This is a genomic window from Herbaspirillum sp. alder98 (assembly GCF_020179755.1).
GTDB lineage: Bacteria > Pseudomonadota > Gammaproteobacteria > Burkholderiales > Burkholderiaceae_D > Herbaspirillum.
This window is the reverse complement of sequence record NZ_JAIUCY010000001.1, coordinates 323,028-337,681: the sequence shown is the minus strand read 5'-3', so window position 1 is coordinate 337,681 and position 14,654 is coordinate 323,028. Positions and strand designations below refer to the sequence as shown.

Below are 14,654 nucleotides of genomic sequence, written 5' to 3'. Positions count from 1 at the left end.
ATGCAAAAATGAAAATATATTTACATTTTTCGCATTTTTGAAACCACCCGGCCCATGGCACAGCAGTCGACCAATATCACGTTGCAGGGAGCAGGAGCGGTAGCGCAAGCCGTCGGCAAGCTATACCCGCAACTGTCGAAGTCGCACCGCAAGGCGGCCGACTATGTGCTGGGTCATCCGTTTCGCGCCGCCACCATGACCATCGACGAGTTGTCGGAGGCGGCCGGTATCTCGGTGGCCACTGCCAACCGTTTCGCCCATGCGCTCGGCTTCGATGGCTATGCCTCGTTTCGTGCCGCGCTGGTGGCCGATTTCGCCACCACGCTGGCGCCAGTCGAGAAGCTGCGGCACGAAGTGCAGCGCCCGGCCAGCAGCGCCGAGATCATGGCCGCCGCCTTCGATAACGACATCCAGAACATCGAGGCCACCCGGCGCCTGCTGGCGCCGCAGGACTGCGAACGCGCGGTCGACATGATCCTGGCGGCCGAACGTATCTTCATCACCGGCTTCGGCGCCTCGGCCTATCTGGCCGGGTTGATGGCGCATGCGCTGGAGCCTTATGTGCGCACGGTGACGTCGGTGGCGCTGGCGGGCGGGCCGTCGCAGGCCGGGCGTCAGTTCTTCAAGCTCGACGGTCGCGACCTGGTGATCCCGATGGTGTTTCCGCGTTATGCGGCCGACACCGTGTGGCTGACGCAGCGCGCGGTCGAAAAAGGCGCGAAAATCCTGGCGATCACCGATACCCCCGGCTCGCCGCTGGTGCCGCTGGCCGATGTCACGATCTACGCCCATACCGAGCGTACGCTGTCGCCCACCTCGGACGCGGCTGCGCTGATGCTGATCCAGGCCCTGTGCGACGCCGTGGCGCATCGCGCACGGCATTCGGTGCAGGCCGCCTCGCAGATGGCCGAGTTCGTGCTGCCGTGGCTGTACCTGCCGCAACAGCAGCAGCGCGCCGGCATCGCGGCAGTCGGCCGACTCAACAAGAAGGGCAGCGCCAGCGCTGTCCCAAGTCAAGGAAAGAGCAAAGCATGAACACACCGGTTATCGCCATCCATGGCGGCGCAGGCACGATCACCCGCAGTTCGTTGTCGGCTGAAGACGAAGCGCGTTACCACCAGGCCCTGGCCGACATCGTCAGCGCCGGCCAGGCCGTGCTCAATGGCGGCGGTTCGGCGCTCGACGCCGTCACCGAGGCGGTGCGGCTGCTGGAGGATTGCCCGCTGTTCAATGCGGGCCATGGCGCGGTGTACACCAGCGAGGGACGTCATGAGCTCGACGCCAGCGTGATGGACGGGATCGACCTGTCGGCCGGCGCGGTGGCATGTGTCACCAATGTCCGCAATCCGATCCTGGCTGCGCGCGCCGTGATGCATCACAGCGAGCACGTGTTGCTGGTGGGGCAGGGCGCCGAGGCCTTCGCGCAGCAGCAGGGCGTGGCCACGGTCAGCCCCGATTACTTCCACACCGACGCCCGGCATGAGCAATGGCAGCGCGTGCGCGGCCAGGCCGGCACCGTGCTGGACCATGACGCGGCGTCGTTCGCCTTCGCCCAGCAGCAGGAAAAAGCCCCGATCGACCCCGACAACAAGTTCGGTACCGTCGGCGCCGTGGCGCTGGACCGTTTCGGCAACCTGGCGGCGGCCACCTCGACCGGCGGCATCACCAACAAGCAGCCGGGCCGGGTCGGCGATTCGCCACTGATCGGCGCCGGTTGCTATGCGTCCAACTCGACCGCCGCGATCTCGGCCACCGGCACCGGTGAAGCCTTCATGCGCACCAACGCGGCCTACGACATCGCGGCCCGCATGGCCTATGCCGGCGACACCCTGGAGCAAGCCGCCCATAAGGTAGTGTTCAAGTTGCTGCCGGTGGTGGGCGGACGCGGCGGCCTGATTGCGCTCGACGCCCAGGGCAACCTGACGCTGCCGTTCAATACCGAAGGCATGTATCGTGCATACGCACGCGGCGATGCGGCGCCCGTGACAGCTATTTACGCTTGACCCGGGCATGACCCGGCTGGAGAAACATCAGATGCAATCATCCCAACGCGTGCTGGACGTCAGCAACTTGAGCGTCCGTTTTGCCACCTCTGAACGGACGGTGGATGCGGTGCGCGACCTTTCATTCCACGTTGACCGGGGCGAGACCCTGGCCATCGTCGGCGAGTCCGGTTCGGGCAAGTCGGTGTCGTCGCTGGCGATCATGCGCCTGATCGAACACGGCGGCGGCAAGATCATCAACGGCAGCATGCAGTTCAGCCGCCGCGATGGCCGTTCGCTGGACCTGGTAAAAGCCGACAACGCCACCATGCGCGGCATTCGCGGCGCCGAGATCGCCATGATCTTCCAGGAGCCGATGACCTCGCTCAACCCGGTCTTCACCGTCGGCGAGCAGATTGCCGAGTCGATCCGCCTGCACCAGCGCAAGAGCCGCAGCGAGGCCCATGCCGAGGCGCTGCGCATGCTGGAGATGGTGCGCATTCCCGAAGCCCGGCGCGTGCTGGGGCGCCATCCGCACCAGTTGTCGGGCGGCATGCGCCAGCGCGTGATGATCGCCATGGCGCTGTCTTGCAAGCCCAAGCTGCTGATTGCCGATGAGCCGACGACCGCGCTGGACGTGACCATCCAGGCGCAGATCCTGCAATTGATCCGTTCGCTGCAGGAAGAAATGCAGATGGGCGTGATCTTCATCACCCACGACATGGGCGTGGTGGCCGAAGTGGCCGATCGCGTGGTGGTCATGTGTCGCGGCGAGCAGGTGGAGGAAAAGCCGGTCGAGGCCATCTTCGCCGCCCCCGAACACCCGTACACCCAGGCCTTGCTGGCCGCGGTGCCGCGCCTGGGATCGATGCGCGGCACCGACCGCCCACGGCGGTTCGGCATCGCCGTCGAGGACGAAGTCCAGCCCGAGGCCATCGCCACCGAATTGCAGGGACAGGAAGCGATTGCGCAGCAGCGCGAACCGATCCTGAAGGTGCGCGAACTGACCACCCATTTCGACGTCAAGAGCGGCATCTTCGGCCGCGTCAAGCAGCGCGTGCATGCCGTCGAGAAAGTGAGTTTCGACCTGTTTGCCGGCGAGACGCTGGCCATCGTCGGCGAATCCGGCTGCGGCAAGTCGACCACTGGCCGCTCGTTGCTGCGCCTGGTCGATATCGCCGGCGGCCAGGTCGAGTTCGGCGGACGCGACCTGGCGCAATTGCCGCGCAGCGACCTGCGGCAATTGCGGCGCGACATCCAGTTCATCTTCCAGGACCCGTTCGCTTCGCTCGACCCGCGCATGACGGTCGGTTATTCGATCATGGAGCCGCTGCTGGTGCACGGCATGGCCGAGGGCGCGCAGGCGCGGGTCGATGCCTTGCTGACCCGGGTCGGCCTCACGCCCGAGCATGGCCAGCGTTATCCGCACGAGTTTTCCGGCGGCCAGCGCCAGCGCATCTGTATCGCCCGCGCCCTGGCGCTGAACCCGAAGATCGTCATCGCCGACGAATCGGTGTCGGCGCTGGACGTGTCGATCCAGGCCCAGATCGTCAACCTGATGCTCGACCTGCAGGCCGAGCTGGGCATTTCGTTCATCTTCATCTCGCACGACATGGCGGTGGTGGAACGGATCAGCCATCGGGTGGCCGTGATGTACCTGGGCCAGATCGTCGAGATCGGGCCGCGCCGCGCGATCTTCGAAAATCCGCAGCACCCTTATACTCGCAAGTTGATGGCGGCGGTGCCGATTGCCGATCCGACCAAGCGTCGCACCGATCGCAAGTTGCTGACCGATGAAATCCCGAGCCCGATCCGTGCCATCGGCGATCCACCGAAAGTGGCGCCGCTGAAGGAAGTAGGACCCGGCCACTTCGTGGCCACCCATAGCATTTCCGGTGTTTATTGATGTTCTTGTACTTGCAGTCTTAACCACGCAGTCCATTCGATCAGGAGAGACATAAATGTCTACAGCACAATACAAGGGAAGCTCCGTCGCCAAATTGCTGGCAGTTGGTACCCTCGGCGCCGTCTTGCAGTTCGCCGCAGCCCACGCCTTTGCCGCCAAGACCGCAACCGTGGCAGTGGCCTCGACCTTCACCACGATGGACCCATACGACGCCAATGACACATTGTCGCTGTCGGTGGCCAAGTCGTTCTACCAGGGCCTGTTCGGTTTCGACAAGGACATGAAGCTGATCAATGTGCTGGCCGAAGGCTACCTGGTCAGCAAGGATGGCCTCGAATACACCATTCGCCTCAAGCAAGGCGTGAAGTTCCATGATGGCACCGACTTCAAGGCCGACGCCGTCAAGGGCGTGTTCGACCGCGTCACCAATCCCGACAACAAGTTGAAGCGCTACAACCTGTTCAACCGTGTCGCCAAGACCGAAGTGCTGAACGACTACACCGTCAAGATCGTGCTGAAGGAACCGTTCTCGGCCTTCATCAACGTGCTGGCCCACCCGTCGGCCGTGATCATCTCGCCGGCCGCGCTGAAGCAATACGGCAACAAGGACATCGCGTTCCACCCGGTCGGCACCGGCCCCTTCAAGTTCGTCGAATGGAAACAGACCGATTACCTGAAGGTCGCCAAGTTCGACGGTTACTGGAAGAAGGGCTACCCCAAGGTCGACGAGATCCTGTGGAAGCCGGTGGTCGACAACAATTCGCGCTCGGCCATGCTGCAGACCGGCGAAGCCCAGTTCACCTACCCGCTGCCGTACGAACAGGCCGACCTCCTGAAGGCCAAGAGCAACCTGGACGTGGTGGCAGGTCCATCGATCATCCAGCGCTACATGTCGATGAACGTCAAGCAGAAGCCGTTCGACAATCCTAAGGTGCGTGAGGCGATCAACTACGCCATCAACAAGCAGGCGCTGGCCAAGGTGGCGTTCAATGGCTACGCCGTGCCGATGGAAGGCGTGCTGCCGCAAGGCGTGGACTATTCCTACAAGAGCGGCGCCTGGCCGTATGACGTGAAGAAGGCCAAGGCGTTGCTGGCCGAAGCCGGCTACCCGAACGGTTTCGAGACCGAACTGTGGTCGGCCTACACCCATACCACCGCCATGAAGGTGATCCAGTTCCTGCAGCAGCAGCTGGCGCAGGTCGGGATCAAGACCAAGATCGCGGCGCTGGAAGCGGGTCAACGCGTGGAGCGCGTCGAAAGCGCCCAGAACCCTGAGACTGCACCGGTGCGCCTGTACTACGTCGGCTGGTCGTCCTCGACCGGCGAAGCCGACTGGGGCCTGCGTCCGCTGCTGGCATCCGAATCGTTCCCGCCGCGCCTGTTCAACACCGCTTACTACAAGAACGACAAGGTAGATACCGCCATCGCCAAGGCACTGACGGTGAGCGACCGCAAGGAAAAGGAAGCGCTGTACAAGGAAGCCCAGCAGGAAATCTGGAAGGATGCGCCATGGGCCTTCCTGGTGACCGAAAAGCTGCTGTATGCGCGCGCCAAGAACCTCAAGGGCATCTACATCATGCCTGACCAGGCTTATGAATTCGAGAACATCGAATTCACCAAGTAATACGGCCACGCGATAGAAGCTAGAAGTATCCGGATTGCAGCCAGGCTGCAATCCGGTGTTTTTTGCATTACCCAAGGTTTCGTTCCACCAGCAACGGGCGGTTTATTTCGAGAGCTCCATGTTTTCCTATGTCATCAAACGCCTCCTGGGCCTGATTCCCACCCTGTTACTGGTGGCAGTGCTGGTATTTTTGTTCGTGCACATGTTGCCGGGCGACCCGGCACGGCTGGCGGCCGGCCCCGAGGCCGACGAAGTCACGGTCGCGCTGGTGCGCGCCGACCTCGGCCTGGACAAGCCCTTGCCGCAGCAATTCATCAATTTCTTCGTCAATGCCGCGCAGGGTGACTTCGGTCATTCGATCCGCACCAAGCGCCCGGTGGCCACCGAGATCGCCGAGCGCTTCTGGCCGACGCTGTGGCTGACCATCGCCGCCATGGCGTGGGCGGTGCTGTTCGGGCTGGTGATCGGCATTTCGTCGGCGGTGTGGCGCAACAAGTGGCCGGACCGCTTGGGCATGACGCTGGCGGTCTCGGGCATCTCGTTTCCGGCGTTTTCGCTGGGCATCCTGCTGATGCAGATCTTCTCGGTACAGCTGGGCTGGCTGCCTACCGTCGGCGCCGACACCTGGCGTCACTACATCCTCCCTTCGCTGACCCTGGGCGCGGCGGTGGCGGCGGTCATGGCGCGCTTCACGCGCTCGTCCTTCATCGAGATCCTGCAGGAAGACTTCGTGCGCACCGCGCGCGCCAAGGGCCTGTCGGAGCGCGTCGTGGTGATCAAGCACTGCCTGCGCAATGCGCTCATTCCGGTGGTCACGATGATGGGCCTGCAGTTCGGCTTCCTGCTGGGCGGCTCGATCCTGGTCGAGGTGGTGTTCAACTGGCCGGGCATGGGGCGCCTGCTGGTGGATGCGGTCGAGATGCGCGATTACCCGGTGATCCAGGCCGAGATCCTGCTGTTCTCGCTGGAGTTCATTTTCATCAACCTGGTGGTCGACGTGCTGTATGCCGTGATCAATCCCAGTATCCGTTTCAAGTGAGTTGATCATGTCGCTGTCCAATACCCCCTTGCCCGAATCCGGCTTGCCATTGCCGCCACCGCAACCCGTGGTGGCTGCCTCGGGCCAGCAGGTCCGTACGCCATGGCGCGAGTTCTGGCGCAAATTCAAGAAGCAGCACCTGGCGGTGTACGCCGGGTGTTTCGTGCTGTTGCTGGTGGTGCTGGCCATCGTGGCGCCTTGGATCGTGCCGTTCGATCCCGAGGGCTTCTTCGACTACGACGCCCTGAGCACGCCCCCCAGCTGGACCCACTGGTTCGGCGTCGATGCGCTGGGACGCGACATCTTCAGCCGCATCCTGGTCGGCACCGGCATCTCGCTGGCGTCGGGGTTCCTGTCGGTGGCCATCGGTGCGGTGATCGGCACCGTGCTGGGTTTGCTGGCCGGTTACTACGAAGGCTGGTGGGACCGCATCACCATGCGCATCTGCGACGTACTGTTCGCTTTCCCCGGCATCCTGCTGGCCATCGGCATCGTCGCCATCCTGGGTGGCGGCATGATCAACGTGATCATCTCGGTCTCGGTGTTCAGCATTCCGGCCTTTGCGCGCCTGGTGCGCGGCAATACGCTGCAACTGAAGAACCTGACCTACATCGAGGCCACCCGCAGCATCGGTGCGTCCGACATGACGATCATGTGGCGCCATATCTTTCCCGGCACCATCTCGTCCATCGTGGTGTACTTCACCATGCGCATCGGCACCTCCATCATCACCGCCGCCGGCCTGTCGTTCCTGGGCCTGGGCGCGCAGTCGCCGACCCCCGAATGGGGCCTGATGCTCAACGAGGCCCGGGCCGACATGATGACCGCGCCGCACATCGCGATCTTCCCCAGCATCGCCATCTTCCTGACGGTGCTGGCGTTCAATCTGCTGGGTGACGGCTTGCGCGACGCGCTCGATCCCAAGATCGACCAGCGCTGATGAACCGGCCACACATCGGCCGCCTGCCCGCCGGGCCACGCAACAGCATCGCCGACGTGGCCGGCGTCAGCGTCGGTCATTGCACGCTCGCCGATGGTCCGGTACAGACCGGGGTGACGGTCATTACGCCGCATGCCGGCAATCCCTTCACGCACAAGTTGCCGGCTGCGGTGGCGGTCATCAACGGCTTCGGCAAGAGCGCCGGCCTGGTGCAGATCGAAGAGCTGGGCACGCTGGAGTCGCCCATTGCCCTGACCAACACGTTTGCAGTAGGCACCGTGCTGACGGCGCAGGTGCGGCATGCCATTGCGCGCAATCCCGAATGCGGGCGCAGCCAGCCCACCGTCAATGCGGTGGTGATGGAATGCAATGACGGCTATCTCAACGACTTGCATGCGTTCGCCGTGCAGGAAACCCATTTCGAGCAGGCGTTCGCTGCCTGCAGCGCCGATGTTGCGCAGGGCTCAGTGGGGGCAGGGCGCGGCATGTCGAGCTTCGAGTTGAAGGGCGGCATCGGCAGCGCCTCGCGCATCGCCGACGAGCGCTACACGGTCGGCACACTGGTGTTGTCGAACTTCGGCAAGCTGCCCGACCTGGTGCTCGATGGTCGCCCGCTGGGTCGCGAGCTGGCAGCACGCGGAGCCTGCGATGAGGCGCCGGAGCAGGGTTCGATCATCATCATCATCGCCACCGATGCGCCACTCGATGCGCGCCAGTTGAAGCGGTTGGCGGTACGTTCCGGCGCTGGCCTGGCGCGCACCGGGTCGGTCTACGGCCACGGCAGCGGCGACATCGCCCTGGCGTTCTCGACGGCACAGCCGGGCGCGCTGCTGGCCGATCATTTGCTGGACCCGCTGTTTCATGCGGTCGCCGACAGTGTCGAACAGGCCATCGTCAATGCCTTGTTCGCCGCCGACAGTGTCACCGGGCGCGACGGCCATCAGCGGGTCGCGCTGCGCGACTTATTACACGAAGACTCAATGACATGAATATCCTGGTTTCGGTCGACATCGAAGGTGTGGCTGGCGTTTTTCATCCCGAGCAGACCCGGGCCGGCAACGTCGAATATGAACGTGCCCGGCGCTGGATGACCGAAGAGGCCAATGCCGTCATCCGCGGCGCGCTGGCCGCCGGCGCCGGTGCCATCAAGGTCAACGATTCGCATGGCGGGTTTCGCAACCTGCTGCCCGACTTGCTGCACCCGCAGGCGCGCATGGTGCTGGGCAAGCCGCGCGTGCTGGGCATGATGGGCGGCGTCGATCACGATGTCGACGCGGTCATGCTGGTCGGTTATCACTCGCGCGCGCAAGGGCGCGGCGTGCTGGCGCATACCACCAACAGCTTTGCGTTTGCGCGGGTCTGGCTGGGCGGGCAGGAGCTGGGCGAGGCCGGGCTGTATGGCGCGCTGGCCGCCGAGCATGGCGTGCCGGTGATCTTCGGCAGCGGCGACGATGCCTTCATCGAAGAAAACCAGCCGCTATATCCGCACGCGATCTTCGCCGAGACCAAGAAGGCCTACGGCGCCAACAGCGGCGACAGCCTGTCGCCCGCAGCCGCCTGCGCCCTGCTCGAAGAGCGCGCGCAGCAGGCGGTGGCGAAGTTGCTGGCGGCGCCGGCATCGATGCCTTTATTCAGTCTGCCGGGACCGTTGCGTTGCCGGCTGCAGACGCAGACGGTGGCCCAGGCCGACCTGTTCAGCCAGTTGCCGATACTGGAGCGCATCGACAACGTGACGGTCGAATTCGACGCGCCCGGCGCCGAGTATGCGGTGCGGGTGTTGAACAGCCTGTCGGCGATGTCGGCGATGCTGCGCTGAATCGTCAAGCGTCAATCATCAGGTTGACGCCTGCTTGCTCTCGATCAGCTTGACCAGGGTCTGCATCGCCAGGTTGACTGGCGTGGCCACCCCCAGCGCCTGGCCGCGACGCACGATGAAACCGTTCAGGTGATCGATCTCGCTCAGCTTGCCGCGCGCAAGGTCCTGGGCGGTGGATGAATACTGGTTGGGCATGCTGGCGGCGATCATGCGCACGCCGGCATCGATGTCGCCCGGCAGCGCGACCTGGTCGGCGTCGGCCACGGCACGGCATTCGGCCACCAGTTGCGCAATCACTTCGGCCACGCCCGCGCTCTGGACAATCCTTCCGTAGGGCAGCTGGGTGATGGCCGACAGCGCGTTATAGGCGCAGTTCAGTATCAGCTTGAACCACAAGGCGCCGCGCACATTGTCGGATATCTCGGTGGGCACGCCAGCCGCAATCAGGGCTTCGGCGGCCTGCTGGCTGCGGGCGGCCGGTTCGATCACCAGTTCACCGCGACCGTGATGCCTGACATGTCCCGGCCCGGCCATCTCGGTGGCCACGTAGACCACCGCCGCCGACACCGGCTGCGGAATCACCTGGCGCAGGCGGTCGGCATTGTCGGTGCCATTCTGCAGCGTCAGCACCAGCGTGTCGGGCGCCAGGTGCGGCAGCAGTTGCGCGCCGGCGCTTTCGGTGTCGGTCGACTTGACGCAGAACAGCACCAGGTCGGCGCCGGCGACGATGGCCGGATCGGTGCTGGCAGCGACGGCGAGGGTCTGGTCGAAGCTTTGCGCCTGCAATCGCAGGCCGCGCTCGGTGAAGGCGGCCACGTGTTGCGGGCGGCCGACCAGCACCACTTCATGGCCGGCGCGCGCCAGCATGCCACCGTAGAAACATCCCACCGCGCCGGCGCCCATCACTGCGACTTTCATGGCTGCTTTCCTTTGAGAATCGAAAGCAAAGAGCCTAGCACAGCGCGCCTCAGAACGAGCGTCGCACCCGTACCGCCACATATGGCGGCGGCTTGTTGCTCGACAGCGCGCGTGCGCTGTGCAGCCGGTGCAGCGTGATCTGGTTGACCTCGGCGTGGCTGCCTTCGATGTGCTCATCCATCAGGTGTATCGCCCGTTCGCTGTCGCCGCTGGCGATGCAGTCGAGAATGGCGGCGTGTTCGTCATAGGTCGAATGCAGGCAGTCGCCGTACAGGAAATCGAGCCGCCGCACGATGCGGATACGGTCGGTCAGGCGGTCGAAGGTGGCCGTCATCTCTTGATTGCCGGCTGCCCGCACCAGGGTCTGGTGAAATACTTCATCCTGCAATGCCGCCTTGGGGCCGTCCAGTTCGCGCAGCGCCAGCGGTACGCACCACACCAGACGCAAGGCGTCGACCAGCGCCAGTTCGGCGGTCTCATGCCGTGCGCACAGGCGACGCACGGCATGGGTCTCGATCAGCTTGCGCAGTTCGTACAGGTCGGAAAATCGCTTGAAGTCGATCGGCACCACCTCCCAGCCGCCGCGCACATAGCCTTGCATCAGGCCATCGCCCTGCAGGCGCTGCAAGGCCTGCCGCACGGGCGTGCGCGAGACGCCGAAGAAGGCGGCGATCTCGGTTTCGGTGATCTGGTCGCCAGGCAACAGGCGCAGGTCGAAGATGTCTTCGCGCAGGCGCGCATAGACGTACTCCGGCAGCGAAACGTTGCGCGGATCTGCGCGGTGTTCACCGTCCTCGCGGACGGTGTCTTCAAGCCGGGTGGCGACACTTTTCACTGGGCGACTTTCGTTACCAGGCTGCCACGCAGCCGTCGGTGCGCGGCTCGGTGCCGCCGCACAGCACGCCGGCATCGTTGCGCCAGATGATCTGGCCGCGACCGAAACCGAGCTGGTTGCCTGACCACGACACTTCATGGCCCAGGCCCGCCAGGCCACGGAACAGGTGCTCGGCGGTGCTGTGCTCGATCGATACCTTGTTGCCCTTTTCCCATTCCCAGCGCGGGGCGTCCAGCGACGCCTGCGGGTTGAGCCCGAAGTCGACCGTGTTCATCACCATCTGCACATGGCCTTGTGGCTGCATGAAGCCACCCATCACGCCGAACGGACCTACGGCCTGGTTATCCTTGGTCATGAAGCCGGGGATGATGGTGTGGTACGGGCGCTTGCCGCCGGCCAGTTCATTCGGATGGCCTTCGTCCAGCGTGAAATTGTTGCCCCGGTTGTGCAGCGAGATGCCGGTGCCCGGCACCACCAGGCCCGAACCGAAGCCCATGTAGTTGCTCTGGATGAACGACACCATGTTGCCGTCGGCGTCGGCGGTGCAGAGATAAACGGTGCCGCCGCGCGACGGGTCGCCGGCCACCGGCAGGGTGGCGCGCTGGCCGATCAGCTTGCGGCGCTCGTCGGCGTAGGCGTCCGACAGCAACTGCTCGACGGTGACCTTCATATGGGCCGGCTCGGCGATGTGCGCCAGGCCGTCGGCATAGGCCAGCTTGATGGCTTCGATCTGGCGATGGTAGGTCTGCAGCGTGTCGCGTTCGCTGAAGTCGTATTCCTTGAGCAGGTTCAGGGCCATCAGGGCCACCATGCCATGGCCATTGGGCGGGATTTCCCAGACGTCGTAGCCGCGATAGTTCACGCCGATCGGGTTGACCCATTCCGGCTGGTACTCGGCCATGTCGGCCAGGCTCATGTGACCGCCGGCGGCGCGGATGAAGGCCACCGTCTTCTCGGCCAGCGCGCCACGATAGAAGCTCTCTGCATTGTCGGCGGCAATCGCCTGCAAGGTGGCGGCGTGCCCGGGCGAACGCCACAGGTCACCGGCGTTGGGCACGCGACCGTCGATGCCGAAGGTGTCGAACCACGACTGGAAGTGCGGTTCCTTGAATTCGCGCTTGAAGTTGTTCCATGCGGCCTGCCAGGCGTGCGCCACCACCGGCGAGATCGGAAAACCCTCTTCGGCCAGCGCGATGGCGCCGGCCATCGATTGCGCCAGCGGCAAGCGGCCGAAACGGTTGGCCATGGCGGCCCAGGCGCTCGGCGTGCCAGGCACGGTGACCGGCAGGGCGCCGTACTTGGGGACTTCCTTGTGGCCGTCGGCGCGCAACTGCGCGGCCGACATCGCCAGTGGCGCCGGACCGCTGGCGTTGAGACCGTGCAGCTTGCCCTGGTGCCAGACCAGCGCGAAGGCGTCGCCGCCGATGCCGTTGGCGGTGGGCTCGACCACGCTCAGTGCCGCCGCCGCAGCGATGGCCGCATCGATGGCGTTGCCGCCAGCCTGCAGCACTTGCAGGCCGGCTTGCGCGGCCAGCGGTTGCGACGTGGCGACCATGCCGCGCTTGGCATACACGGCGCTGCGGCGTGACATATAGGGGTAATGGTTGCTGCTGAAGTCGGGGAAGGCGGGCATGTTGGTCTCTGTTGTGTGATTTAGGCGACTATTCTAGCGGTACAGGTGACACGCCACAGTGTGGCCGGGCGCGACCTGGACGGCGGCGGGGGCGACGGTCTTGCAGGTGTCCATGCAGGACGGACAGCGCGGATGAAAATGGCAGCCGCCCGGAGGCGCCGCCGGATTGGGAATGCTGCCCTGCAGGACGATGCGCTGGCGCGGTGCATCCGGGTGTTCACGCGGGATCGCCGACAGCAGCGCCTGGGTATAGGGATGGCGCGGCGCGGCGTAGATCGCATCGCGCGGACCCAGCTCGACCATGCGGCCCAGGTACATCACGCCGATCTGGTCGCTGACGTGACGGATCACGGCCAGGTCGTGCGAGACGAACAGATAGGTCAGCCCCAGGTCTTGCTGCAATTGCTTGAGCAGGTTGAGGATCTGCGCCTGGATCGACACATCCAGGGCCGACACCGCCTCGTCGGCCACCACCAGCTTGGGACGCGTGATGATGGCGCGCGCAATGCCCACGCGCTGGCGCTGGCCGCCCGAGAATTCGTGCGGATGGCGCGACGCGTAAGAGGGGTTCAGCCCCACCATGTCGAGCGCTTCGGCCACCTTGCGGCGGCGCGTGGCGCGGTCGTGCAGGCGGTGCACCACCAGCGGTTCTTCCAGCACCTCGCCCACCGTCATGCGTGGATTGAGCGAGGCGTACGGGTCCTGGAACACCATCTGCATGTGGCGGCGCATGGCGCGCAGCGGGCCGGCCGAGAGGGCGGTCAGGTCCTGGTCCATGAAGCGCACGCTGCCGGCGCTGGGTTCGATCAGGCGCAGCACGCTGCGTCCGGTGGTCGACTTGCCGCAACCGGATTCGCCGACCAGGCCCAGGGTCTGGCCTTGTTCGATGGCAAACGAGACGTCGTCCACGGCCTTGACCGTGGCGCCGCCGGCGACGTGCGAGGCGAAATGTTTTTTCAGGCCGCTGACCTGCAACAGGGGAGTCGTCATCGGGAGCTCAATGTGGATACCAGCAACGGGCGCTGTGTTGGTCGGCAATGGCCTCGAGCGGCGGCATCTCGTTGCGGCAGAGATCCTGCGCCTTCGGGCAACGGGCGGCAAAGCGGCAGCCGGCGCCGATCGAGCCGGGCGGCGGCACGCTGCCGGGGATTGCCGTCAGCGGCGCGCCGGGCACCGCGTCCAGCGCCGGCCTGGCACGCATCAGGGCGTGGGTATAGGGGTGGGCCGGGCGGTCGAACAGGTCGCGCACATTGCTTTGTTCGACCACCTGTCCGGCGTACATCACCACCACGCGCTCGCACATCTCGGCCACCACCCCGAGGTCGTGCGTGATCATCAGGATCGAGGTGTGCTGTTCGCGCTTGAGGTCGCGCATCAGGTCCAGGATCTGGGCCTGGATGGTCACGTCCAGCGCGGTCGTGGGTTCGTCGCAGATCAATACCTGCGGGCGGCACAGCAAGGCCATGGCGATCATCACGCGCTGGCGCATGCCGCCCGACAGGCTGTGCGGGAACTCATGCACCAGTTGCGCCGCACGCGACAACCCGACCCGTTCCAGCATGGCCAGCACGCGGGCATCGATCTCGCCGCGCGGCAGGTCGCTGTGGATGCGCAGCATTTCGGCCAGTTGCTGGCCGATGCGCTGCAACGGGTTCAGCGAGGTCATCGGCTCCTGGAAGATCATGGCGATGTCGCGTCCGCGCACGCCGCGCAGGTCGTTGTCGCTGGCCGTGAGCAGGTCGCGCCCGTCGAAGCGGATCGCGCCCGACAGACGCGCCCGGCTGGCCATCGGAAACAGCCGCAGGATGGACAGGGCGGTGACGCTCTTGCCGCAACCGGATTCGCCCAGCAGGCCGACGGTCTGGTCGCGTCCAAGCGAGAACGAGACTCCATCCACCGGCGCGATGCTGCGTCCGTGGCTGTTGAACTCGACCTTGAGATTTTCAATTTCCAGCATCTGT

General features: G+C 65.0%; 13 protein-coding genes. 8 read left to right on the top strand and 5 right to left on the bottom strand.

What is annotated here, in order from left to right; all coding sequences use genetic code 11:
* Positions 1-54: 54 nt before the first annotated feature.
* The 8 genes from LBW87_RS01610 (at position 55) to LBW87_RS01575 (ending at position 9,307) form a co-directional block, all read left to right on the top strand.
* The gene (locus LBW87_RS01610; protein WP_225199680.1) at positions 55-1,035 is read left to right on the top strand and encodes a MurR/RpiR family transcriptional regulator; all 981 of its coding nucleotides are present in this window, start codon (positions 55-57) and stop codon (positions 1,033-1,035) included.
* A complete protein-coding gene (locus LBW87_RS01605) occupies positions 1,032-2,003 on the top strand; it encodes an isoaspartyl peptidase/L-asparaginase family protein (protein WP_225199679.1) in 972 nt (323 codons plus the stop codon). Before LBW87_RS01610 ends, LBW87_RS01605 begins: the two co-directional genes overlap by 4 nt.
* Positions 2,004-2,034: 31 nt before the next feature.
* On the top strand, positions 2,035-3,888 hold the full coding sequence (locus LBW87_RS01600; protein ID WP_225199678.1) for a dipeptide ABC transporter ATP-binding protein: 1,854 nt from the start codon (positions 2,035-2,037) through the stop codon (positions 3,886-3,888).
* Between the two features lie 55 nt (positions 3,889-3,943).
* The gene (gene gsiB / locus LBW87_RS01595) at positions 3,944-5,512 is read left to right on the top strand and encodes a glutathione ABC transporter substrate-binding protein GsiB (RefSeq protein WP_225199677.1); all 1,569 of its coding nucleotides are present in this window, start codon (positions 3,944-3,946) and stop codon (positions 5,510-5,512) included.
* 118 nt (positions 5,513-5,630) lie between these two features.
* Positions 5,631-6,551, top strand: coding sequence for a glutathione ABC transporter permease GsiC (gene gsiC, locus LBW87_RS01590; RefSeq protein ID WP_225199676.1), 921 nt, complete (start codon positions 5,631-5,633; stop codon positions 6,549-6,551).
* 7 nt (positions 6,552-6,558) lie between these two features.
* Complete coding sequence (gene gsiD / locus LBW87_RS01585; protein ID WP_225199675.1) at positions 6,559-7,491, top strand: glutathione ABC transporter permease GsiD; 933 nt, start codon at positions 6,559-6,561, stop codon at positions 7,489-7,491.
* The gene (locus tag LBW87_RS01580; protein ID WP_225199674.1) at positions 7,491-8,480 is read left to right on the top strand and encodes a P1 family peptidase; all 990 of its coding nucleotides are present in this window, start codon (positions 7,491-7,493) and stop codon (positions 8,478-8,480) included. Before gsiD ends, LBW87_RS01580 begins: the two co-directional genes overlap by 1 nt.
* The gene (locus LBW87_RS01575) at positions 8,477-9,307 is read left to right on the top strand and encodes a M55 family metallopeptidase (protein ID WP_225199673.1); all 831 of its coding nucleotides are present in this window, start codon (positions 8,477-8,479) and stop codon (positions 9,305-9,307) included. The genes LBW87_RS01580 and LBW87_RS01575 overlap by 4 nt, the downstream gene beginning before the upstream one ends.
* Before the next feature lie 18 nt (positions 9,308-9,325).
* Here LBW87_RS01575 and LBW87_RS01570 read toward each other — a convergent pair whose 3' ends face one another.
* Genes LBW87_RS01570 through LBW87_RS01550 form a run of 5 tightly spaced genes read right to left on the bottom strand, consistent with a single transcriptional unit; the run spans position 9,326 to position 14,650 of the window.
* Positions 9,326-10,225: a ketopantoate reductase family protein gene (locus LBW87_RS01570; protein WP_225199672.1), complete on the bottom strand. Its 900-nt coding sequence runs from the start codon at positions 10,223-10,225 to the stop codon at positions 9,326-9,328.
* Positions 10,226-10,274: 49 nt separating this feature from the next.
* Positions 10,275-11,060, bottom strand: coding sequence for a GntR family transcriptional regulator (locus LBW87_RS01565; RefSeq protein ID WP_225199671.1), 786 nt, complete (start codon positions 11,058-11,060; stop codon positions 10,275-10,277).
* A 13-nt stretch (positions 11,061-11,073) separates the two neighbouring features.
* Positions 11,074-12,693, bottom strand: a complete 1,620-nt coding sequence (locus LBW87_RS01560; RefSeq protein ID WP_225199670.1) for a gamma-glutamyltransferase family protein — start codon at positions 12,691-12,693, stop codon at positions 11,074-11,076.
* 33 nt (positions 12,694-12,726) lie between these two features.
* Positions 12,727-13,683, bottom strand: coding sequence for an ABC transporter ATP-binding protein (locus LBW87_RS01555; protein WP_225199669.1), 957 nt, complete (start codon positions 13,681-13,683; stop codon positions 12,727-12,729).
* Between the two features lie 7 nt (positions 13,684-13,690).
* A complete protein-coding gene (locus LBW87_RS01550; protein WP_225199668.1) occupies positions 13,691-14,650 on the bottom strand; it encodes an ABC transporter ATP-binding protein in 960 nt (319 codons plus the stop codon).
* Between the last annotated feature and the right edge of the window lie 4 nt (positions 14,651-14,654).